Below are 20,834 nucleotides of genomic sequence, written 5' to 3'. Positions count from 1 at the left end.
GAGCAACTGTTATCGTCACAGGTAGGAGTGTAGCTAGGTTATAGAGCAGCGCGTTATTTCAGCCCTTATTCGCCCACAGTGACCACCCAATCAGGCCGAAACAGCGACGGCGAAAACTCCTCCGGGTAACCACCCGGATTGGCGATGACGCGCGTGCCGCTGTGCCGTGTATCCACCGGCTCGTGAACGTGGCCGTGAATCCAAAGATCCATCTTGCCCATCAGTTGCGGGAGGTGGGAGGCAAAGGCGGGTGAGAGCGCGTCGCCTATGTACTGCTCGGGAATGCAACCGTGCAGCGGGGCCTGATTGCTCACCACGACGCGGGGGCCATCGAAAGGCTGTTGAAGCTCGCGACCCAACCACTCCAGCGCCTCACAGTGCATGTCTTGGCTGGCTTGGGGCGTGAACACTTGGCCGGGAGCCGTGGTAATGATGCGAAAATCGGGCATATAGCGCAGCGCTTTCGCTTCGGTATCTAAGGGGTTGCGGGTAGGGTCGTCGGCATAGAGCGCAAAATCTGTCCAGAGCGTTGTGCCGTAAAAGCGTACTCCACCAATGGTCACGCTACGATTATCTAGCAGTTCGATATCATACCTAGCAGCTTCTAGCGCTAACTCTTGGCGCAGCAGCGGCATGCAAGTGCCGTAGAACTCATGGTTGCCCGGCACGTAGAGAATCGGCGGGTCGGGAAACTGCTGCCGCGCCCATGCCAGCCCTTCGGTTCTGCGATGAATATTCCCTGCCAACACTACCACATCCGCCTCGGCAGGCGGCAGTTCGCGGTGTCCGTCAAAATGTTCTAAATGAAGATCGGATAAAACTCTTAAGCGCATAGAACGTCTCTCATGATGCTTACATGGGCCTGAGATTAAGCCGTTAATAGGCAAGGCGAGCGATAAATTGGCGGGCAAACTCGACCACCACGGCTTCGGCTTCCCGGTGAGGAATATGACCGATGCCGGGTAGCATTTCGCCGTGAGCGGGGCCTTGGGTATAGCGGGCAATACGCTCAGGCTGACGATGAGACCCGTACTCGTCTTTTTCGCCATGCAGCACGAGTGTCGGGCACTGTACTTGTTCAAGCGCAGGGATGAGTGACCACTCTGCAAACGCGGGGCTTAGCCATGTGTCCACCCAGGCGTTGAGTACCCAGCGGGCTTTGTCGCCGTGGTACCTGGCCAGCTTGGCGAACTGTTCCGGCGCCTTAAAGGCAGCGTTTGCCTCCTCAATCCCCTGCCGCGTGCGGTTTTCGTTAAACGCTTGGGCAGCAATGTTTACCATCCCCTGGCAATGATCCGGGTAACCCCCAGCACAGTGCACCGCCATGCAGCCCCCAACGCTATGGCCCAGGGCGATAAAGCGTTTGATTTGGTAGGCCTCGCGTAGTGCTGCAAAGCTTCCCGTGGGTTCATCGTCGATAAAACTGAGCGGCAGAGGCGTTGGATACGCATCAGAGCGGCCAAAGCCAAGCCGGTCGTAAGCAATAACCCGTTGCCGCGTTGCGGCGCAGAGCGCCGCGGGAAAGCTGCGCCATAGATCTACACAGCCAAGGGAGTCGTGAAACAGCACAATAGGGACATCCGAACGAGTGCTGCCTGATTCCCAAGTCCGCGTAAATATTCGCCCACTGGTTGTATTCACCCAGCGGTCATGGTGATGAATAGCCGGCGTTAGCGTCATAGCATTGCTCTTAATGTTGTCAGTTTGTCATGAGCCACTGCCAACATAGCATGCGAAAAGCCGCTAGCGTTTTAAGAAGTTACTTTTGACTAAGTGACCCCCCTCGTCCATGCGCCCGCTCAATACGGCTTTAGCGGAGTAGAGCGCTGTTGAAGCGACCTGCCCGGCCTCTACCTTGGGAGGCATCACCAGCTCCATGGGGTTCACCACCACATCTAATAAGGCAGGCCCCGGCTGGGCAAGCCACTGGCTAATCGCGACATCCAGTTCGGCTTCCTGCTCGACCCGGCGACCCCATAACCCCATGGCGTTGGCGACTTCGCCAAAGTTGGGGTTTTTAAGCTCCGTGTAAGCATCGAGCAAACCTTCTACTTTTTGCTCTAATTCCACGAAGCTTAGAGAGCTGTTGTTATACACCACGATTTTTAGCGGGATTTGCTGCTGCACTAAGGTCAATAAATCACCCATCAGCATGGTCAAACCGCCATCTCCGCACATGGCAATCACTTGGCGGTGGGGATACGCCAACTGAATCCCCAACGCCTGGGGATACGCATTGGCCATGGTGCCGTGCTGCAAACTCGCCAGGGAGCGCCGCTGCTGGGAGCCGCGAATATGGCGCAGCATCCATACGTTGACGCTGCCGGTATCAGCCGTAAAAAAGGCATTCTCCGCCGCGTGGCGGTCAATGGCCAACGTCAGCTCTTGTGGGTGAATCACTTGGCTATCGCGGCTTTGATGGGCCGATTTTTCCAACGATTTGGCGTAGCGCTTTCGACACTTCTCTAGCCAGTGGCTGCGCGTATTCTCCTTAACAACTTGACTGAGCGCCTCGCAGGTATCCCGCGTGCTGCCGACGATGCCCACGTCTACCGGGTAACGCTTGCCGATATGCGTAGGGTCTTGGTCTACCTGAATAATCGTCGCACGCTCTGGGTAGAACTGGCTAAACGCAAAAGTACAGCCGAGTAGCAGCAAGGTGTCGCACTCGGCCACCGCGTGATAGCCGCCTTCCAGGCCATACACGCCCGTCATGCCAACGTGATAAGGGTTGTCGTGCTCTATGAAATCCTTCGCCCGAGAGGTCCAGGCAATCGGCGCCTGAAGTTTTTCCGCTAGGGCGATCACCTGCTCCCGCGCATCCTCGCAGCCAGCGCCGGCAAAAATAGTGATGTTGCCGCCTTTATTGAGCTGCTCGACGGCGGGCACCAGCGCTTGTGCCGTTGGCCGTAGCGAGTAGCTAAACCGATGCGTGCGATAGCCCAACTGATTATCCGGCGTTTGCGTCATCACATCGCCCGGTACGATCAGCACCGCAACGCCGCGCTTGGCAAGCGCCGCCTGGGCGGCTAAAGCGGCCATACGGCGCGCCTGCTCGGCAGAGACAACGGTTTCACAAAACACGCTGTACTGTTTGAAAATGGGCGCTTTGATCGACTTCCTGGGGAAATTGGCTACCGGTATCACTGAGCCCAATTTGCGAGGCGATTAGCACCACGGGAGAGCCATTACGGTGGGCATCAAACAACCCGTTCACAAAATGCAGGCTACCGGGGCCGCAGGAACCTGCGCATAACGCTAGCTCCTGGGTCATATACGCCTCGCCACCGGCTGCAAAACCACCCACTTCTTCATGACGGACGCCAATCCACTGGATATCGCTTTGCCGTAAAGCGTCCGTAAAGTGATTCAAAGTATCACCCACCACGCCGTAACAACGCTTTGCGCCAGCGCTTTGCAGCGTTTCGACGATGATTTCAGCGACATTAGTGCTCATGTGCGACTCCTTTCGCAGGGGAAAAATGAACAGATCAGCCTGTCAAGCCTAGCTGCAGATGGGATATTTTGCTGGGTAGTCTTCATATCCCAAGCATTATGCTGCGGCGCAGCAAGAAAGGAGCTACACTGTTGAGTGTTGTCCCACAGGAGGACCATGTGATGACAATCATGAAGGCAATCCCAGCACGTAATGATGAAGTGCTCGCGTTTTGGCAATGTCAGGCGCAGTGGCAACGCGCAGCCAATGACGCGCTAGCTCATTTCTACCGCTAGAAAGCGTCTTTTTTCGCATTTTTTATTCTATATAGACGAAAAGATAACACCCCAAGCCGACTATCGATGTCGGCTTTTTTGTATTATGAAAATCTTTTTCATTCAACAAGCTAGAGAGCATGGCACTCTTCAAGACCATTTTTGTAAGCCAAATCTTACGCACCATGGCAAATTACTTACTTCTTTTGAACTAGTCACGGTCAAAGAAAGCGCTTAATATTTCATATCACAGCTAACTTGCCGCACTGCACAACGCAAACTGTGTATAACAAAAATGATTCTTCAACCTCTGCACCAGGAGTGTTCGCCATGCAAAATGCCTCTAATCAACACCCGGCAATGGAAGTCGATGTCATGGAAGTGTGGGCAAAGCGTGCGCAGCAGCAGCGCGCTGCCTTTGATGCCCTAGCGGCTTATATGCGTCAGCAGTAAGTAGCATCGAGTGCCCCGGCAGGTTTGAAACAGCCATCCGCCGGGGCGCAGTAATGACGCCTTGTTAGCCCCAACCGCCCTCTTCCTCCGGCTGCTCACCTAACTGCGTCAAATAGGTGTCTTGCAAGATATACATGCGCTTTACATCACGGTATTTCCCGTTGATAAAGAACTCCTGCACCAAGTGCCCCTCTTCAATAAATCCACTCTCTTCGTAAAGATGAATGGCTTTGACGTTCTCCACCGCCACAATTAAATAAACCTTGTGAAGGTTTAAAATCGTAAACGAGTAGTGCAACGCCTGACGAATCAGTGAACGGGCAAACCCCTTCCCCTGATGCTCTGGGGTAATGATAATTTGAAACTCGGCGCTGCGGTGGATGTAGTCAATCTCAATGAGCTCCACCAAGCCAATGGCTCGGCCCGTGCTGTCTTCGGCAACAAAGCGCCGCTCCGCATTGTCGTGAATATGCTTGTTATACAGCTCCTCAAGCTCATCAAACGACTCATAAGGCTCTTCAAACCAGTACGACATAATGCTCTGATTATTGTTGAGCTCATGCACAAAGCGCAGGTCGTTACGCTCTAGGGCACGTAAAAACAGGGTGGGGCTCATGGAAGACACTCACTTATCAATTACATAATGCTCACCAGCAGGCAAGACGCACCTGCTGACAAAACACACATTCATCCATATTCGTAGTGTAGCGGTTTACTTACCGATAGGTGATTGGCCAGACACTACCGCTGAAATGAGAATAGCGCGCTTAACGGGTGCTGACGGCCTTCAATGAGCGCGCGCAGCAGTTGTGCGCCTATCATGCTGTAGGTAATGCCGTTGCCACCATAGGCCATGGCAAAATGTACCCGTGGCCCTAGCGCCTCATGAGGCCCGAAATAGGGTAAACCATCGTCCGTTTCCGCAAAGGTGCCGCCCCAACAAAACTTCGGTTTGATCTTTAAACCCGGCCAGAGCGTTTCCACCTTTGCGGCCAGCGTCTGGGCTTTTTCCATCACACTCGCATCCCGGCGCTCCGGAATATCTTCCTCATCATCTTCGCCACCGATGAGCAGCCGCCCATCCTGGGTAGAGCGTAAGTAGAGATATGGCCGCGCCGACTCCCACACCAGGGTATGGCTTAGCTTGCCCAGCACATCAAGTGGCAACGGGTCAGTGACAAACGCGTAGCTGCTGCGATTTTCGGCTACCTGTTCAGGCAACCACGACTGGCTCTCGTAACCCGAAGCGATAATCACCTGTTGGCAGCGCAGCGTCGCGCCGTTGCGCAAGATCACCTCGACGCCCTCGGCGTTCGGCTCAAGCCGCGCGACCTGTGTGCGATCAAACACACCTCCGCCTCGTCGCACCACATTCTCCAGCAGATGATACGCCATACGGTAAGGGTCGATGCTGGCGGCCAGCTAGGAAAGAATCGCCCCTGGGGCTGAAAAACCGTAGTCAGATTCAATCGCACGCTGGTCCAGCCAGGCAACGTCAAAGCCAAAGCGCTTGCGCATCGCAAGCTCCGCTTTCAGGGCCGCTACATCGCCGTCATGACTGGCGAAATAGAGGCTCTCTTGACGGCTAAAGCCACTTTGCCAAGTTCCGCGGCGAGTCGCTCCAGTGAATGAATCGCTTCGGCACAGCTGCTATAAGCCATCACCGCATTGGCCTCCCCGTACTGCTCGGCCAAGTGCACCATGTGGGTATCAATCCCGTACTGCAGCAGCGCCGTACTGGCCGCAGAACTGCCCCACCCTCCGTCCCTGCGTTCGAGTACCACGACTTGATGACCGTGGCGACTTAGCTCGTCGGCAATTAACGCTCCCGTAATACCGCCACCGATAATCACCGTTTCCGTTTGGTGATCGTGGGTAAGCTGCGGGAAAGCCGTTAACAGACCATTTTTCACCGTCCAAAACGGGTAACCACTTTTAAGATCCATCTAATTGCCTATGCTAGGTTGCCATGCGGTAGGAGTTGGTTATACAAACGATGATCCATGTTTGCGATAGCCATGTCTGCGATAGACATGTCTGCGATAACCATAGCTGTTTATATCCATAGTGCCCTGTTCGGGAGGGCCGCCGGGAGAGAATCATATGATTGATTTACGTAGCGATACGGTGACACACCCTACCGCCGCCATGCGAGACGCCATGATGTCGGCACCGCTGGGCGACGTCGTGTTGGGCGACGACCCGACGGTGAATGCCTTTCAAGCCATGTTGGCCGAGCGAGCAGGTAAGGAAGCGGCGCTGCTATTTCCCAGCGGCACCCAGAGCAACCTGGTGGGATTAATGGCCCACTGCGAACGAGGCGATGAATACATCGCGGGCCAGAGCGCCCACACCTATCGCTATGAAGGGGGCGGAGCCGCCGTGCTGGGCAGCATTCAGCCGCAGCCGTGGAAAACGCCCCAGACGGCAGCCTGCCACTCGAAAAAATCGCCGCCGCCGTAAAAGCCGACGATTTTCACTTTGCTCGAACCCGGCTCTTGGCGCTGGAAAACACCATTGGCGGCAAGGTACTGACGGCCGAATACGTTCAGCAGGCCACCGCGCTTGCTCGCACACACGGGCTGGCCACTCACTTGGACGGCGCCCGGCTCTTCAATGCCGCTGTCGCAACGGACACCTCACTAAAACAGCTCTGTCAGCCATTTGATAGCGTTTCACTGTGCTTTTCAAAAGGGTTAGGCACGCCGATGGGCTCGGCACTGGTGGGCTCTCAAGCATTGATCGACCGCGCCCGGCGCTGGCGTAAAGTAGTGGGAGGCGGAATGCGCCAGGCAGGTATTATTGCCGCCGCCTGCCAGCACGCGCTGGATCATCACGTAGGGGATTGGGCAAACGATCACCGCCGTGCGGCCCGCTTGGCGGAAGGCTTGGCCGCCTTTCCCGCCATTGAGGTGACCCCACAGGACACCAATATGGTGTTTGTGCAGATCGACAACGCGCATATCGCGCCGCTGGCCGCTTGGCTTAAAGAGCACGGCGTGCTGATAGAGCTGCTCTACGCGACGCGCATGGTAGTGCATCGCGATATCAGCGAAAGCGATATTGAGCAGGTATTAAATATCATCAAGCGCTACTTCGATCAGGCTTAACCGGGCGATTCGTCCCTTACAAAAGCGCCGAGCCGAGCGCGAGATGCACCGCGATGGCGGCCATCATCAGGCCAATCAGTCCATCGATGGTGCGCCAAGCGCCGGGGCGAGAAAGCCAGGGTGACAGCGCCGCGCCGCCCCAGGCCAGCAAGCTAAACCAGAGAATCGAAGCCGTTGACGCTCCGGCAACGAACACACCGGCGCTCTCCTGCTGGGCGCCAATGGCGGGAATTAACAGCAGCGTATCGAGGTAGACTTGCGGGTTGAGCACCGTCACCGCCAGCGTCGCCAGTAACACGCCGCGCAAGCTGCGCGCTTTGGCGCTGTTGGCTTTCAAGCCTTCGCGGCCGCTGGCAGCGCGCCATAGTGCTTGTGCGGCCAGCCAGCTCAAAAACAGCACGCCCACCCAGCGCATGGCTTCCATGGCATTGGGCATGGTGAGCAAAAACGCGCTGGCACCAAACATACCCGCCGTGAGCAGAATGATATCCGCGCTAATACACAGCCCCGCCGACCACAGTGGTACTCGCGGCGAACGGCCAGCCCCAGCACATAGGCGTTCTGCGCCCCAATCGCCATGATAATGCCGCCGCAAACTACCAAACCCGTTAAGTAGCTTTCCCACATTGCCGTTTGCCTTATGCTGGAGTGAAGATGGCGACAGGGTAAGGGAAGGCTCGCATAACCAAAAATCATCCTGCTAATAGTGCATTAGCAAGGCTTATGCACATCGACACTGAGCGCTTATAACCGCCGCAGCCCCCACATAAAGTAGGCCCCACCGATCAGCGAGGCCACTAAGCCTGCGGGAATCTCATAAGGGAACATGATTTGACGGCCTACCCAGTCGGCCAGCACCATCAACAGCATACCAATCAAGGCAGCGCCTACTAAGTGCGGGCGGGCTCGGGAGAAGCCCATTAGCCGAGCCATATGCGGGGCCAACAAGCCAATGAAGGAGAGCGGCCCCACCACTAGCGTGGCGCAGGCGGTGAGCACAGCGACCAGCAGCAGTAGCGCTAGGCGCGCACGGTTCAGACCAATGCCCAGCGAACGCGCTGTGGCGGCACCCAGCGGCATGATATCTAGCCAGCGAGTGAATGGCAGCGATATCAGCGCCAGTACCGCTGCGATTCCCCCCACGAGCAGCGCGCTGCCTACATCCACGTAATAAGTAGAGCCTGCCAGCCACGCAATAACCTGCTGGCCGCGCGGGTCACCGCCCGCCAGCAGCACGCTGCGCACCGCATCGAACAGCGCGCTAATCGCTACGCCGCTGAGCAGTAAACGCTCAGGCACAAAGCCACTCTTACGGTTGAGCGCTACCAGCACAAGCAGCGTCGCCAACGCCCCCAGCGTTCCTATCGCCACCAACAAGGCATTGCTGGGGGCGGGGAGCAGGTAGATCCCTAAAATCAGCGCAATGGCACAGCCACCGCTGATACCCAGCACTTCAGGGCTCGCCATGGGGTTAGCCGAAAGGCGCTGCAGAATAGTGCCCGCTATGGCCAGCATCAAACCGCTGGCCGCCGCCGCCATCACGCGCGGAAAGCGCCACTCGATCACGCCCCAGTTCGTCGGGGCGATGATGCTCCAGCCGTTGGCCCCTTGCCCCACCAAATGCCCCACCACCATGGCTGCCACCAGCGCTAGCAGTAGCCCTATCGCTAACCGATGGGGCGCGGCGTGGCGCGTGATCACCACGCCGGAGGACTGGGGAGGACGGTCGCCCTGCAGTTTAAGGCGCGGAATTAACCACATCAGCAGCGGTGCGCCTAAGGCGCCCGTCACGGCCCCGGTGGGAATCAGCGTCGCCACCATGCCGGAAAAGCGCTGCAGTAAGAGGTCCGTGGTGGCCAGCAGCACGGCGCCTAATAACGTCGACCAGAGCAAGCGCGCACGCAGCGTGCGTGCCCCCGCCATACGCACGATATTGGGAGCCGCTAAACCAATGAAGCCGATAATACCCACCACACTCACCACGCTACCGGTGATAAAGACCGCCAGTCCTAACCCGGCAAAGCGCAAATGCTTCAGCGAAATCCCCAGGCTTTTGGCGCTGGCGTCGTCTAACTCTAAAACGGCCAAAGGACGCAGCAGCAGCCACGCCGCCAAGCCGCAAATGGCCAGCCTGGGAGCCAGCGACGCTACGCCATCCCAACCATTTTGTGCCAGGGAGCCAGCACCCCAAATCAGCAGCCCCGCCAGGGTTTCATGGTTGAACAGCAGCAGGGCTGTAGAGAGCGCGCCCAAATAAAGATTGACCACCAACCCCGCCAGCACCACCGCAATGGGCGCTAATCCGCGCCGCCAAGAGAGCGCAAATACCAACCCCACGGCGGCAGCACCACCCAGCAGCGCAATCCACTCACCGCCAATCGCAAGAACGCCAGGGGCCAACAGTGTGGCCGCCATCAGTGCCAAGTTAGCGCCCGAGGCAACACCCAAGGTGGTGGGCGATGCCAGCGGGTTGCGAAGCACCTGCTGCATTAGCACGCCAGCCAGTGCTAGACCACCACCGGCTAATAGCGCAATGGTAAAACGCGGCCACCAAGCGAAGTGCAGCAGCAGCTCATCGACGTTATCGAGCGCGGGAAACAGTAGTGCCTGAACACTCTGCGCGATACCGCCCTGCTGCTGAAGGCTCAGCCCCAGCAGCACCATCAACGGCAAACTCAGCAGTAAGCAGATATGAGCGGGAGAACGGCGGCCCATCAGATGCATGACAATATCCCGTCAACGAGGACAGCGGAGGCACGGGCAGGCATTGTCATTGGCGTGACCTTGGCAATCGAGGAAACAGAAAATAAATCAAAGGGCGAGATTCTAAATGATAAGTATTCACACTACAATCTTGGCTCCGCCCATTACCACTAAGTCTGTTATGAAAGCTGCTCTCTCCTCTACACTGTTGCCCACTGCATGGCGCGACACTCCCCATCATTACGGTGTCGTCAGTTGTCTACTGCACTGGCTCACTGCGCTATTAGTGCTTACTCAGTTCTTTGTCGTGGTCATGTGGCGTGTGTTTGGCGAAACGAGCGTGACGTTAATGCTGTCACGGTTAGCGCCACACGGAGCGATTGGCCTACTGCTATTGGTCATCACCTTAGTGCGATTAGTCTGGTGGCTTAACCGGCGTGGTCAGCGGCCTCGGCAGTTGCGCACGTTACGTGGCCGGCTGGCTAGCGCCGTGCATGGCTTGTTTTATGTGCTGTTGATGCTGATTTCCAGTCTTGGATTAATCAGAAACTACGCCGGCGGCTGGCCACTCAAGGTTTATGGTATTGAGGTGATTCCTGGTGCAGAAAACGAGATACCAGTGCTCATGCTCCCTGCCGACCTGCTGCACAGCCCTCTTTCTTGGTTACTGCTTCTGCTGGTCGTCGGGCATATCGTGATGGCCATCGCACACAAACGCCTGCCGTTGATGACAAAAGCAGGCTCCCGGTCACGGAAAGATTTCTAAATGATAACTATTAACGATACAATACGCTTTTCATTAGCGCGATGTCCGCTCGGCTAGGAGTGACGCATGTTTAACGTTCAGGGTGCCACCTTCGCCATCAACGGCAAGCCCCTTCTTCAACCTATCCACCACACCTTTGAAGAAGGCAAGGTGTATGGCCTGATTGGTCATAACGGTTCTGGCAAATCGACGTTGATTAAGTTGCTGGCCCAGCAGCAGCCCGTCAGCGAAGGCGATATTCACTTCGATCAACGCCCTTTACAAGAGTGGGGCAACCGCGAGTTTGCACGCCAAGTTGCCTACCTGCCCCAGCATCTACCCAGCGCCGAAAATCTCACCGGACGCGAGCTGGTGGCGTTTGGGCGTTACCCCTGGCACGGTCTACTAGGTCGCCATAATCAAACAGATAAAAACGCGATTGAGCGGGCAATTACCCTCACCCACACGGAAGCCTTCGCCGACCGCTTGGTAGATACGCTTTCAGGCGGTGAACGCCAACGGGTGTGGCTCGCTATGCTGATCGCCCAAGGCAGCCGTTTTTTACTGCTGGATGAGCCGCTCGCAGCGCTGGATATCGCCCACCAAATGGAAGTATTGGCGCTGATTCGTAAGCTCTGCGACGAGCTGAATCTGGGCGTGATCATCGTGCTTCACGATATTAATATGGCGTCGCGCTACTGCGATGAACTCATGGCGCTTCACAGCGGCCGCCTGCTGGCCCACGGCAAGCCCGATGCTCTGATGCAAAACGACACGTTGGAAGCCATTTACGGGCTACCCATGCAGGTCATGCAGCATCCAAACGGCGGGCACCGCATAGCTGTGGCGCAATAATCGCCACGGCTGGAAGACGAGTCGTTCTCAATTAACTCTTCAACTGATAAGCATTATCGCTTATGCTGGTGCTCTACCCACGTGCGTTTATCACGTCTTGGAGTTCGGTTATGCCTCTCGCCTTGCGCCAGCCCGACACCGCCCTGCCACTGTCTCTCGCTGATTGCTATCAGGGGCCGCTTGAGCACTTTACGCCGCCATTGATCGGTGGTGCGGTGCCGCATGGGGCGATCAAGGCATCCCGTTGGCGCAACGCTGCGTTGCTTGAAGAGGATATGGCGTGCTACGCCAGCCGCTACCCCGGCGGAGATAAGCGAGCCATTGCCTCGCTCTGGTCGAAGTGGCACTTCAGCACCGTCACGGTTCCCACGCTGACCGCTCATCTGCTGCTGAACCGCGACCTACCCGTCGGGCTGGACGATCTCTATGTGATCCAAAATGAAGAAGGCTGCGCTCAAGGGCTTTGGCTGCCCCATGAAGGCGAGCGCTTTACAACGCAGGACACCACCGAGCGCTTTACCACGCTCATCGAGCAACACTGGGCACCGCTCATCGAGCGCCTCTCGGCCATTTCTGGAGCCGCGCCACGGGTGTTTTGGAGCAATGCAGGCGGCTACGTGGACTATTACGTCAATGCCCTGGCAGCGCATCCGCTGGTCAACCAAGAGGCGCTGGCCGCCACGCGCGCGCTGCTGGAATCGCGCACCCTCAACGGGCAGCGCAATCCGCTATTCGAGCCAGTGCGCACTTATCAGCCCAGCGGCAGTGAAGAGGTCAAGCGGGTGCGCAAGCTCTGCTGCCTGCGCTACCTGCTCGATGAGTTTGACGTATGCGGTAATTGCCCGCTGGAAGGGTGCGACCGCCAGGCGCGGCGCAAAGGGTAAGCAGCTCATTACGAGCTGATCTGCGCCACCGCGTCCTCACTGGCCTGTGCCCGCTGCTCTCCCGTCAGCTCACTCAACTGCCCCTTGGACATCTCCAATAAGCGGTCCGCATGGACGAAGTAGCTGTCGTCGTGGCTAATGGCAAACACGGTTTTGCCCATCGCCTTCAAGTGAGGTAACAGTTCGCGGTAAAACAGCCGCCTGAACTGCGGGTCCTGGTCCGCCGCCCACTCATCCAGCAGCAAAATATCCCGCTCTTCGGCAATCGCCAGCAGCAGTGCCAAACGCTTGCGCTGCCCTTGCGAGAGCTGCGTATTCACCACGCGGTCATCTTGCCATTCAAGCTTTTGCTGCATCTGCAACCGCTCGAGCCATGTCGCGACCAGTACCGGGTCAGCCGCTTTGCCACCCGGCCCCATGGCTTGGTCGAACTGGTGGAAATCGGTAAAGACGCTAGCAAAACGCGCCCGAAACGCAGCCCACTCTGGCGGGCTAAGCTCTTTGCCAATCCACACTAATTTCGCCACTTTGCGGGCGGTACAACCCTGAAAGCAGACGCGCCAGCGTCGATTTACCGCTGCCGTTACCGCCAATCAGAAACACCTGCTCGCCACGGATTAGGGTGAGGTTCAACGGCCCCACCTGAAAACCTTCTCCCCCGGAGGACGGCGCGTAGCGATACACCACGTTGGTGAGCGTTAAGCGCTGCCAGTCGTGGAAACGATCCTCCACATCGAAGCCCGGCTGGTACTCCGCTAGCTCCAGGCTGGCCAGTTTATCGAACGCCACCTGGGCGCTGATTAACGTGGGCCATGCGCCTACGGCTTGAATCAAGGGCGTGCGTAAAAACAGCAGGGTTAAAGCAAAGGTGGCTGCCACCGCAGGGCTTGCCCAGCCCAGCACGTTGGCCATGAAGAACACCACGCCAATAGCGCCCAGCATCATGATATTGGACCAGTTATTGGCGCTGAGATGGTAGGTGTCTGCGCGAATAATATGGTGTCGATACGCTTTTGCGGTATCCGTGTAGTATTCATCAAAAAAGCGCCGCGCGCGGTCACGGTTAAGCGCCAACTCTTTGCGGCCCTCAATCGCCGATTGATAATCCTTATACAGCCGATCCTCGCTTTCGCGCACCTGATGAAAGTGGCGATACACCTTCGACACCAGCACCCAGCCAACGCCCATAGTGAAGGCCATCCACAGCACGGTAATCACCACCATCTGCGGCGAGAGCCACGCAAGGTACGCCACTGAGGCCAGCGTCAGCACTACGCCCTGCACCAGCTCAGGTAAGCGCACAAAACCGATGGTGATATTACGCACATCGCTTGAAAGACTTGCCAGCAGCGTGGCGTTGCCAAGCTGCTCTAACCGTTCGATATCGGTATCCAGAATCCGCTTCACCAGCCGGGAGCGCAGGTCGAAGACGAAGTAGTGGCCCAGCAAGGTAAGCGCTAGCTGCGTACCCAGCGTGACTGCCAGCAGCAGCGCCAATAGCCCTAAAAACTGGGGCAATGCGGAGAGGGCGCTGCCCGCTTCGATCAGCCGCTGGTTGATGAACGCAATCACACCGACCCCTAGCCCGGCACTCACCAGGCTCAGCGCTAGTGCGCCTAGAAACGGCCAGCGGTAGTGACGAAAAACCACCCGCAATAATTCCATGCTGCATCCCCTTTACACATAAGCGGCGAATTGTGACGCACTTCCCCGGCAAGTCAAACAAAGAGACTGATTTTCATTTACGCAACGTGATGTGCATGCCTTTACTCACCGTTGCGGGGTTGGTTAACTGCCCTAGCCAACAACAGAGAGAACGCCATGGTGGATTACAAATTACTGCATGCACTGGCCACCGTGGTGGAGTGCGGCGGCTTCGAGCGAGCAGGCGACGTGATGGGCCTTTCGCAATCAGCCATCTCTCAACGGGTAAAAGCGCTGGAAATTCGCTTGGGCCAGCCGGTGCTGGTGCGCCACCCCACTCTCGCGCCCACGCCTGCCGGCCAGCGATTATTGGCTCATTACCAGCAGGTGCAGCTCTTGGAGCGCGATTTACACGATGCTCTTCCCTCTCTAGAAAAAGCCGCGCCAAGGCTACGCATTGCCCTGAATGCCGATAGCGTGGTGACCTGGTGGGCCGACGCCGTGGCGGATATCTGCCAAACGGAAGAGGTGCTGCTGGATTTGGTCATTGAAGACCAGGACGTGGGGTTGAAGCGCCTGCGGGATGGCGATGTTGCCGCCTGCCTATGCGCCACACCCAACCCTATTGCCGGTGCCCGCTGCCTACACGTGGGGGATATGTCTTATCAACCGCTGGCATCGCCCAGCTATGCCGCACACTTTTTTCCGGCAGGCCCGAGCGCAGAGGCCTTTCAAAAAGCCCCCGCTATCGTCTTTGGCCCCCACGACCAGCTACAGCACAAGTTTTTGGCCCAGTGCGGCTACCAGGGGCACTTTCCCTACCATTTGTGCCCTTCTTCAGAGGGCTTCGTGCGTTTGGCCATGGCGGGCATTGGATACGGCATGATTCCGCAGCGCCAAGCTGCCGAACAGTTGCAAGCAGCCAACTTGTGAGTATCGCGCCGGGGCACGGATTAACCGTACCGCTCTACTTGCACTTTTGGCGTCACAGCGGGCAGCTGTTTCAGCGGCTCACGGAAAGGCTGAGCCATCTCACGCTTTAACATCATGTTTACTCAAGGCTCTAAAAAGAGGTCTACACTCAAGGAACCAGAGCAGCCCCATTACTCTCCAACGGCAGCTTATGTGTACGGAAAAAGCACGCCAAACCACCTGCTTTTAATGGCTATGGTTCAGCGTGACTTAGAAGATGCGTAGGCAGCGATTTAATCAAACAGGCTCATGCGCTTCATCACGTTATGGCGCTTAATTCGCCAATGAAACAGCGCGCCAGCCACATGCAGCGTAATCAGCACCACCAGTGCCCAACCTACACGCTCGTGCCACATAAACAGAGTTTCCGAGAGCGCCTCATTCTTACCTAGTAGCCCTGGCAAATGCGAGTGAAAAAACTCCACCGGAAAACCGCCTGTGGCGGTGGCTGCCCAGCCGAGGAGGGGCATAACGACCAGTCCCACATAGAGCAAATGGTGCACGCTGGTGCTCACAATGCGCTCAAAGGCATTCAGGGGCGGATCGTGATCCGGTACTACAAAGGCAATTCGGGTAATAATGCTCAGCGTCATCAGCAGCAAAATCGTGACGCCCAGGGTCTTATGGCTAGTATAAAGTAGGGTGGGCAGAGTATTCCCGACGAGCGCTACAGTACGTTCATAGCCCAAAAACCCAAGGGTTAGGCCACTCGCTAGCGATAGCAGCACCGCCAGTGCTACCAGCCAGTGCAGCACCCGATGTGGGTAGATATAGTGATCTAACTCGTGCATTCAAAACTCCCTGCCCAGTAGCGTCGTCACCGTTAGCTTAGTTCAGCGGCGTCACGATAGAAAAATGATTGTTAGGTAATGACATACCTTATAATGCTTCGCTGGGAGCCGCTAGCTGTTCGCGAATCAATTCACCCAGCCGTCGAGCTGGCTCTGAAGGCCGGTGCGGCGCACGGTGCAACGCCAGCTCAATCATCGGCAAAGCAGGCAGCCCGCTACTCTCATCTACCGGTCGCAGCGTAGGTGTGAGCATACTCCGCGCCCCAACCCCCACTGCCACCCCTGCAGTCACAATCGGCGCAAGCCCCGCCATAGACTGGCTAGTGTAAGCCACTCGCCAATCCCGCCCGGCGGCCTGGAAGGCCTGCTCCCCCACCTCACGAAACACATCCGCCCCTGGGGAATATAGCGCTAGCGGAATAGGGTCGCTCAATGATGGCTGCTGGTGAACTCCTACCGCCCAGACCAGCGGCTCACGACGAATTACATCGCCCCCTGGGGAGTTGCGCTGGCGCGTTACCAGTGCAAGATCCAGTTACGAGGCTTTCACTTGCTCGACCAAATGAGCACTGGTGCCGCACTTAACGGTTAATCCCACCGCCGGATAGAGCTGGTGAAAGTAGGCAAACACCGACGGTAGCAGCGAGGCGTAATCCTCAGGGATGCCGAGGGTGAGATCTCCGGTAATCTGGCGGGCCTGCATATCGCTCCAGGCCTCGTCGTTTAGCGCCAGCAGCCTTCGCGAATGAGCCAGTAAGCGCTCACCTTCAGCGGTAAAGCGCAGCCGCCGCCCATCTCGCTCGTGCAGGCTGACCGCTAACTGCGCTTCTAACCGCTGTAGCTGCATACTCACCGTGGACTGCGTATAGGCCAGCCGTTTCGCCGCTGCGGTCACGCTTCCGGTATCCGCAATCGCCACTAGCGTTCGCAACAGCGTTAAGTCAAACGTGGGTGCGCGCATACATCACCACTGTTGATGATATTGATCATAAAAATCGTTATCTTGATGAGTGGGTGATGAGTATGCTGCGCGCCATAGGATCATTACAAGACTTGGTCCTCTTCAAAGTTTGGATCACTGAAGGCTCCAGGAGGCGCGTCATGCATCCCATTCACTCCCCAGTAGTCATATCCCCGAAATTCAGCGTCTGCTCCGCCTTGGTGGCGGTGACGTTGTGGAGCATTGCGCCGCTACTGGCGGAGCTTGCCCCCGACACCGCCCCACTTCAGCTAACAGCACGTACCTTGCTAGCAGGTGCACTTGCCACTCTGCCGTTGAGTCGTCGTGCTGCTACGCGAACCTGTTCGCTAGGCTGGCGGCTAAGCGTGTGGCTGGGTATCCCGCTACTGATCGTTGGGGCCGTTAGCAGCTACTTCATCGGTATGCGCCTTGCCCCCGCCGCCGAAGCGGCGTTGATTACCTACACGTGGCCGGTGCTGTTTGTGCTATTGAGCCAATGGAGCCGCTGGTGTCGCCTGAGGTGGGCTAGTGTGGCTGGCGCGCTAATTGCCTTTTCAGGCGCAGCGCTTCTGCTGCTGCCCCAAGCGTTGAATGGTAGTTTTGGAGGCGCTGTATCCGGCTATGGTTTGGCACTGCTCGCCGCCTTCTGCTGGGCGCTTTATTCCTGGCTTGGGCAGGCAGCACCGGTTTCTTTAACACCGTTGCTGCCGCGTTTACTATTAGTGGCCTGTGCGATCACCTGCGCGGCAAGCCTACTATTGGAAAGCAGTGCCCCTCTACCCCGCGGTGAAGCCGCTGCTAGCAGGTATCGCGTTGGGATTGGGCCCATATGGCATTGCTATGGTGGCCTGGGATAAAGCGCTGCGCTTTGGCCAAGCAAGCTTAGTGGGCAGCTTGGCCTATGGTGTGCCTATCCTGGCGGCCTTACTGCTCGTACTTGCCGGGGTAAGCGTCTTTGACTGGCGCCTACCCACAGCCGCCCTGCTGGTGGCTGTGGGTTGTTTAAAGGCGAGCCGTTGAGGTCGGCATCATCATTTCGCTAAATAGCACACTGGCCAGTAGCTCAGGTAGCCAAGAGGGGGAAAACTCTTCTGAATCGGTGCACTGCATCTCGGCCAGCGGCCACCACTGATAAAGAGGCTCAGCGCCGCTGGCTGCCGTTAGCAAAAGCTCCCCCTGAGTGCCCTTTTGATCACTGTCTTGAACGCTAGGGCAACGTACTAGGAAAAAGCGCTCTTCTACTGAGTAGTCTGACTGTTCAGTGAGGTCACGTTGCCTCAGTAACGGCCCAAGGGGACAGCTTAGCTCGGCTTCTTCGTGTAACAAGCGCATTGCCGCTGCGGGATAATCTTCATCGCTTAACAACTCGCCCCCTAAGGGTAACCACTGGGCGGAGTGAGTAGGCGAGTCGTAACGTTTCAACAGCAGGCGGCCTTCAGGGTCAACCGCCAGCAGGCTTACTAGCCGACGTACTGCATTGTTAGGTGTCATAAGCGATCCATGCCTATTAGTGATAGATAAAACCAGCTCACCCATGATGGCGTTTCGGTGAGCTGGTTTAAACATAGCTAGTTTAAACATAGCTGGTTTAGGGCACTTACGCGCGGCGCCCCCTATCTACTCATCACCTCCCCGTCCCAAGTAGCGCGGTTTGGCGACGCCCTCTAACGCTTCAAGTGGAATGGTGAGCGTGGGCTGACCAACGGCATAAGGGGCTATCTCATAAACGTTGTAGGTAACTTCCCAACTATTTTCCAGCGGGGCAATATTGTGGCTCTGGCTAAGCGGCCAGTTGGCAGTAAACTGATCATCGAAGCCCATCTCACCTATCCAGCGCTGATGTGCCTGTACCAGCAGTGCATCGAATGCCGCCTCCTGGCCGTCTAGCAGCATCTCATCCGCTTCAACTACGCGCCGCTCCCGCTCGTCAATGACCATGTATTCCGTCAGAGGTAGCCCATGGGCTTGGCCTGCGTGGTAGACATAGCTATTCAGCTCGACCACTAAGAGGTCGTAGTGACGCGCGTGAATCGTCGCTTCCAACAGCGCTTCACTGGTCATGTTGCCTGGCGCTGTACGGTTATCCTCTTCAGCGAGCGCGAAAAAACGCTCTGCATAACCTTCCCAGCTTTCAGCAGGCTGGGCGGCCTCTTCACTGATCGACATTCCCAGCGTCAGCAAGCGGGTTTGTAGCGCTTCGCTTAACGCCGGTGATTGAGGAAACTCTAGTGCAGAGATCGTCACTGTTGTGCACTGCTCACCTTGGCAGTCAGGTGCAACATACTGCTTTTCAACGGCCAGGGATGCCAGTGTGAGCGGCTTAGAGGATGATGTATCAGCGGCTAAGCAGCCGCCCAACAGTAATATCCCTACGAGTGATAGACCCACTCCTAACGTTCTGAAAAAGCGCGGCATAATAACCTCCTTGTGGATCACTCACCCTTATTAGGCTAGTTGATCATAGTAAAACGGCAACGCCCCTGCGGTTACGCAAGGGCGCTGGTATGAAGCGTGAAAGAATGAGCTTTACGTTTAGGTATCTGGCTGCATTTCGGTGGGTTCAGCACTCACCTGCAATTCAAACATGCCGCTGCCACTTGCACTAAAGCCCCGCGCGCTACCGGTATAGGTACCGGGTAGCAGCGCCTGTTCTAAACGGGCATTAGTACCACCGCCGCTGTCGTCATCGCTGTAGGAAACTCCTTCACCGTAAAGCTCCAAGTAGGTATCGAAGTCACTGGAGCTCATGCTCAGCGTCACCAGAGAGCTTTCTTCTAGAGTGAGCTGGTAGGTTAACGCTTCACCACTGTACCAACCATTGAACGTTTCATCTGGGGTTAGCGCGCCTTCATTGCGTAACTCTACGCCGTTAGGTAGATCACGCGGCTCTATGGAGAGCGTAAACAAGCCGCTGTCGGTGCCATACGCGGTACGGGCTGTGAGTTGATAGCTGCCGGGCGCTAGAAAGTCAGCGATTCGCGCATCCAAATTACCGGCGCTATCGTCATCTTCGCGGTAGTAGCCGTTGGGGCCTTCCAGCACCAAGTAGGCATCCACATCGCTGGAGCTCATATCGATTTGATACATACCTGCTTCATCAATTTCTAACTGATAGCTGATGTCCTGGCCGCTGTACCAACCGCTTAGCGTCTCGTTAGGTGTCACTGTTCCATCGTTACGCAACTCGCCATCACTTGGCAGCTCGCGTGGCTCGGCCGTGAGGGTAAATAGCCCACCACCCTCGCCAAAGGCCGTGCGCGCGGTAAGGGTATATTCGCCGGGTGCGAGAAAATCTGAAATACGGGCGTTTAAATTACCGGCGCTGTCATCATCTTCACGGTAATAACCATTAGGGCCTTCCAGCTCCAGGTAGGCATCGAAATCATCGGCTCGCATTTCGATTTGGTACATGCCCGCTTCTTCAATGGACAGGGTCACTTCACGATCCGCGCTGTCTAACCAGCTATCGATGGGGGTCCCTACGCTCATAGTGTCCGCATCGCTAAGTTCAATGGTGCGGCTATTAACGCTGAACGGGCCATAGCTGTGAGCATCCGTACCGCTCACCACCACAATATAGTCACCACCCTCTTCAATGCGGTGACGAACCGTCTCCGCGTTAGCTAAAAGCTGTAGTTGATCATCATATAGGGCAACAACTCCCTGAAGCGCACCACTCAGGGATATTTCCACCAAGAATTCTTCATCTAACCGAATCCCATAGCGCTCAAATCGACTGCCATCTTTACCGTTTAGCTCGCTTGCAGACGTGATTTCTCCACGCGTACGCTCACCAAGCGTAAGGTAGTTTAAGCCCTGCAGGGCGGTAGGCGTGGCGTCCTGCTCAGTAGTCATATCAGCTGTGGTGGTTTCCACCCTGGGCTCTTCAGCAGCAGGCGCTTGGCTTGGAAGCGTTTGCGCGGCAACGTAACCGACGGCAACGCCGCCCACCGCCACTACCAACAGGGTAAGAGTAGAAGACTTGGCCATAGGGGCATCCTTGAT

The 20,834-nt window shown here is 56.7% G+C and carries 18 protein-coding genes and 5 pseudogenes; 8 read left to right on the top strand and 15 right to left on the bottom strand.

Annotation, left to right across the window (positions count from 1 at the left end):
* Nucleotides 1-65: 65 nt before the first annotated feature.
* From B4967_RS10380 to B4967_RS19410, 4 genes are all read right to left on the bottom strand, one after another.
* On the bottom strand, nucleotides 66-833 hold the full coding sequence (locus B4967_RS10380; RefSeq protein ID WP_083025084.1) for a metallophosphoesterase: 768 nt from the start codon (nucleotides 831-833) through the stop codon (nucleotides 66-68).
* 43 nt (nucleotides 834-876) lie between these two features.
* Complete coding sequence (locus tag B4967_RS10375; RefSeq protein ID WP_083025083.1) at nucleotides 877-1,680, bottom strand: alpha/beta fold hydrolase; 804 nt, start codon at nucleotides 1,678-1,680, stop codon at nucleotides 877-879.
* A gap of 63 nt (nucleotides 1,681-1,743) precedes the next feature.
* Nucleotides 1,744-3,084: a thiamine pyrophosphate-dependent enzyme gene (locus B4967_RS10370; protein WP_243470504.1), complete on the bottom strand. Its 1,341-nt coding sequence runs from the start codon at nucleotides 3,082-3,084 to the stop codon at nucleotides 1,744-1,746.
* Nucleotides 3,074-3,457, bottom strand: coding sequence for a thiamine pyrophosphate-binding protein (locus B4967_RS19410; protein ID WP_243470503.1), 384 nt, complete (start codon nucleotides 3,455-3,457; stop codon nucleotides 3,074-3,076). Before B4967_RS19410 ends, B4967_RS10370 begins: the two co-directional genes overlap by 11 nt.
* Before the next feature lie 584 nt (nucleotides 3,458-4,041).
* Between B4967_RS19410 and B4967_RS20355 the strand changes: the two genes are divergently transcribed.
* Complete coding sequence (locus tag B4967_RS20355; protein WP_255319117.1) at nucleotides 4,042-4,164, top strand: hypothetical protein; 123 nt, start codon at nucleotides 4,042-4,044, stop codon at nucleotides 4,162-4,164.
* 64 nt (nucleotides 4,165-4,228) lie between these two features.
* Here B4967_RS20355 and speG read toward each other — a convergent pair whose 3' ends face one another.
* The 3 genes from speG to B4967_RS19400 form a co-directional block, all read right to left on the bottom strand.
* On the bottom strand, nucleotides 4,229-4,780 hold the full coding sequence (gene speG, locus B4967_RS10365) for a spermidine N1-acetyltransferase (protein ID WP_083025080.1): 552 nt from the start codon (nucleotides 4,778-4,780) through the stop codon (nucleotides 4,229-4,231).
* 125 nt (nucleotides 4,781-4,905) lie between these two features.
* Nucleotides 4,906-5,559 carry an NAD(P)/FAD-dependent oxidoreductase gene (locus tag B4967_RS19405; RefSeq protein WP_243470502.1) on the bottom strand — a complete coding sequence of 218 codons (654 nt, stop codon included), beginning with the start codon at nucleotides 5,557-5,559 and terminating at the stop codon, nucleotides 4,906-4,908.
* A gap of 146 nt (nucleotides 5,560-5,705) precedes the next feature.
* Nucleotides 5,706-6,110: an FAD-dependent oxidoreductase gene (locus B4967_RS19400; RefSeq protein WP_243470501.1), complete on the bottom strand. Its 405-nt coding sequence runs from the start codon at nucleotides 6,108-6,110 to the stop codon at nucleotides 5,706-5,708.
* A gap of 157 nt (nucleotides 6,111-6,267) precedes the next feature.
* Between B4967_RS19400 and ltaE the strand changes: the two are divergent.
* Nucleotides 6,268-7,193 (top strand): annotated as a pseudogene (ltaE, locus tag B4967_RS10355) (low-specificity L-threonine aldolase); the annotation flags it as partial.
* 97 nt (nucleotides 7,194-7,290) lie between these two features.
* On the opposite strand, the pseudogene B4967_RS10350 reads toward ltaE, so the two are convergent.
* Both B4967_RS10350 and fhuB read right to left on the bottom strand, forming a co-directional pair.
* A pseudogene (locus B4967_RS10350) lies at nucleotides 7,291-7,901 on the bottom strand (LysE/ArgO family amino acid transporter).
* A gap of 117 nt (nucleotides 7,902-8,018) precedes the next feature.
* The gene (gene fhuB / locus B4967_RS10345) at nucleotides 8,019-9,989 is read right to left on the bottom strand and encodes a Fe(3+)-hydroxamate ABC transporter permease FhuB (RefSeq protein WP_422821854.1); all 1,971 of its coding nucleotides are present in this window, start codon (nucleotides 9,987-9,989) and stop codon (nucleotides 8,019-8,021) included.
* Between the two features lie 169 nt (nucleotides 9,990-10,158).
* Between fhuB and B4967_RS10340 the strand changes: the two genes are divergently transcribed.
* The 3 genes from B4967_RS10340 to fhuF all read left to right on the top strand — a co-directional run bounded on the left by B4967_RS10340 (nucleotide 10,159) and on the right by fhuF (nucleotide 12,461).
* Entirely contained in the window at nucleotides 10,159-10,743 is a 585-nt protein-coding gene (locus tag B4967_RS10340; protein ID WP_083025197.1) for a cytochrome b, read from the top strand.
* Between the two features lie 66 nt (nucleotides 10,744-10,809).
* Complete coding sequence (locus B4967_RS10335; RefSeq protein ID WP_083025077.1) at nucleotides 10,810-11,577, top strand: ATP-binding cassette domain-containing protein; 768 nt, start codon at nucleotides 10,810-10,812, stop codon at nucleotides 11,575-11,577.
* A gap of 110 nt (nucleotides 11,578-11,687) precedes the next feature.
* A complete protein-coding gene (gene fhuF / locus B4967_RS10330) occupies nucleotides 11,688-12,461 on the top strand; it encodes a siderophore-iron reductase FhuF (RefSeq protein WP_083025075.1) in 774 nt (257 codons plus the stop codon).
* Between the two features lie 8 nt (nucleotides 12,462-12,469).
* On the opposite strand, the pseudogene B4967_RS10325 reads toward fhuF, so the two are convergent.
* Nucleotides 12,470-14,126: pseudogene (locus B4967_RS10325) on the bottom strand (multidrug ABC transporter permease/ATP-binding protein).
* 156 nt (nucleotides 14,127-14,282) lie between these two features.
* Between B4967_RS10325 and B4967_RS10320 the strand changes: the two are divergent.
* Nucleotides 14,283-15,148, top strand: a pseudogene (locus B4967_RS10320) (LysR family transcriptional regulator ArgP).
* A 162-nt stretch (nucleotides 15,149-15,310) separates the two neighbouring features.
* On the opposite strand, the gene B4967_RS10315 reads toward B4967_RS10320, so the two are convergent.
* Both B4967_RS10315 and B4967_RS10310 read right to left on the bottom strand, forming a co-directional pair.
* Nucleotides 15,311-15,868, bottom strand: coding sequence for a cytochrome b (locus tag B4967_RS10315; protein ID WP_083025073.1), 558 nt, complete (start codon nucleotides 15,866-15,868; stop codon nucleotides 15,311-15,313).
* 88 nt (nucleotides 15,869-15,956) lie between these two features.
* Nucleotides 15,957-16,829: pseudogene (locus B4967_RS10310) on the bottom strand (LysR substrate-binding domain-containing protein).
* A 140-nt stretch (nucleotides 16,830-16,969) separates the two neighbouring features.
* Here B4967_RS10310 and B4967_RS10305 point away from each other — a divergent pair.
* A complete protein-coding gene (locus B4967_RS10305) occupies nucleotides 16,970-17,686 on the top strand; it encodes an EamA family transporter (protein WP_340638738.1) in 717 nt (238 codons plus the stop codon).
* Nucleotides 17,670-17,849, top strand: coding sequence for a hypothetical protein (locus B4967_RS20880; protein ID WP_340638737.1), 180 nt, complete (start codon nucleotides 17,670-17,672; stop codon nucleotides 17,847-17,849). The genes B4967_RS10305 and B4967_RS20880 overlap by 17 nt, the downstream gene beginning before the upstream one ends.
* On the opposite strand, the gene B4967_RS10300 is transcribed toward B4967_RS20880, so the two are convergent.
* The 3 genes from B4967_RS10300 to B4967_RS10290 all read right to left on the bottom strand — a co-directional run bounded on the left by B4967_RS10300 (nucleotide 17,832) and on the right by B4967_RS10290 (nucleotide 20,819).
* A complete protein-coding gene (locus B4967_RS10300; protein WP_161491501.1) occupies nucleotides 17,832-18,320 on the bottom strand; it encodes an NUDIX domain-containing protein in 489 nt (162 codons plus the stop codon). The genes B4967_RS20880 and B4967_RS10300 overlap by 18 nt on opposite strands.
* 126 nt (nucleotides 18,321-18,446) lie before the next feature.
* Nucleotides 18,447-19,244, bottom strand: a complete 798-nt coding sequence (locus B4967_RS10295) for an RsiV family protein (RefSeq protein ID WP_083025070.1) — start codon at nucleotides 19,242-19,244, stop codon at nucleotides 18,447-18,449.
* Between the two features lie 117 nt (nucleotides 19,245-19,361).
* Nucleotides 19,362-20,819, bottom strand: a complete 1,458-nt coding sequence (locus B4967_RS10290) for a hypothetical protein (protein ID WP_083025069.1) — start codon at nucleotides 20,817-20,819, stop codon at nucleotides 19,362-19,364.
* Between the last annotated feature and the right edge of the window lie 15 nt (nucleotides 20,820-20,834).

The organism is Vreelandella lionensis (assembly GCF_002087295.1).
GTDB classification, from domain to species: Bacteria; Pseudomonadota; Gammaproteobacteria; order Pseudomonadales; family Halomonadaceae; genus Vreelandella; species Vreelandella lionensis.
Note: the sequence above shows the minus strand (reverse complement) of the source record. Positions and strands in the feature narration are given on the sequence as shown.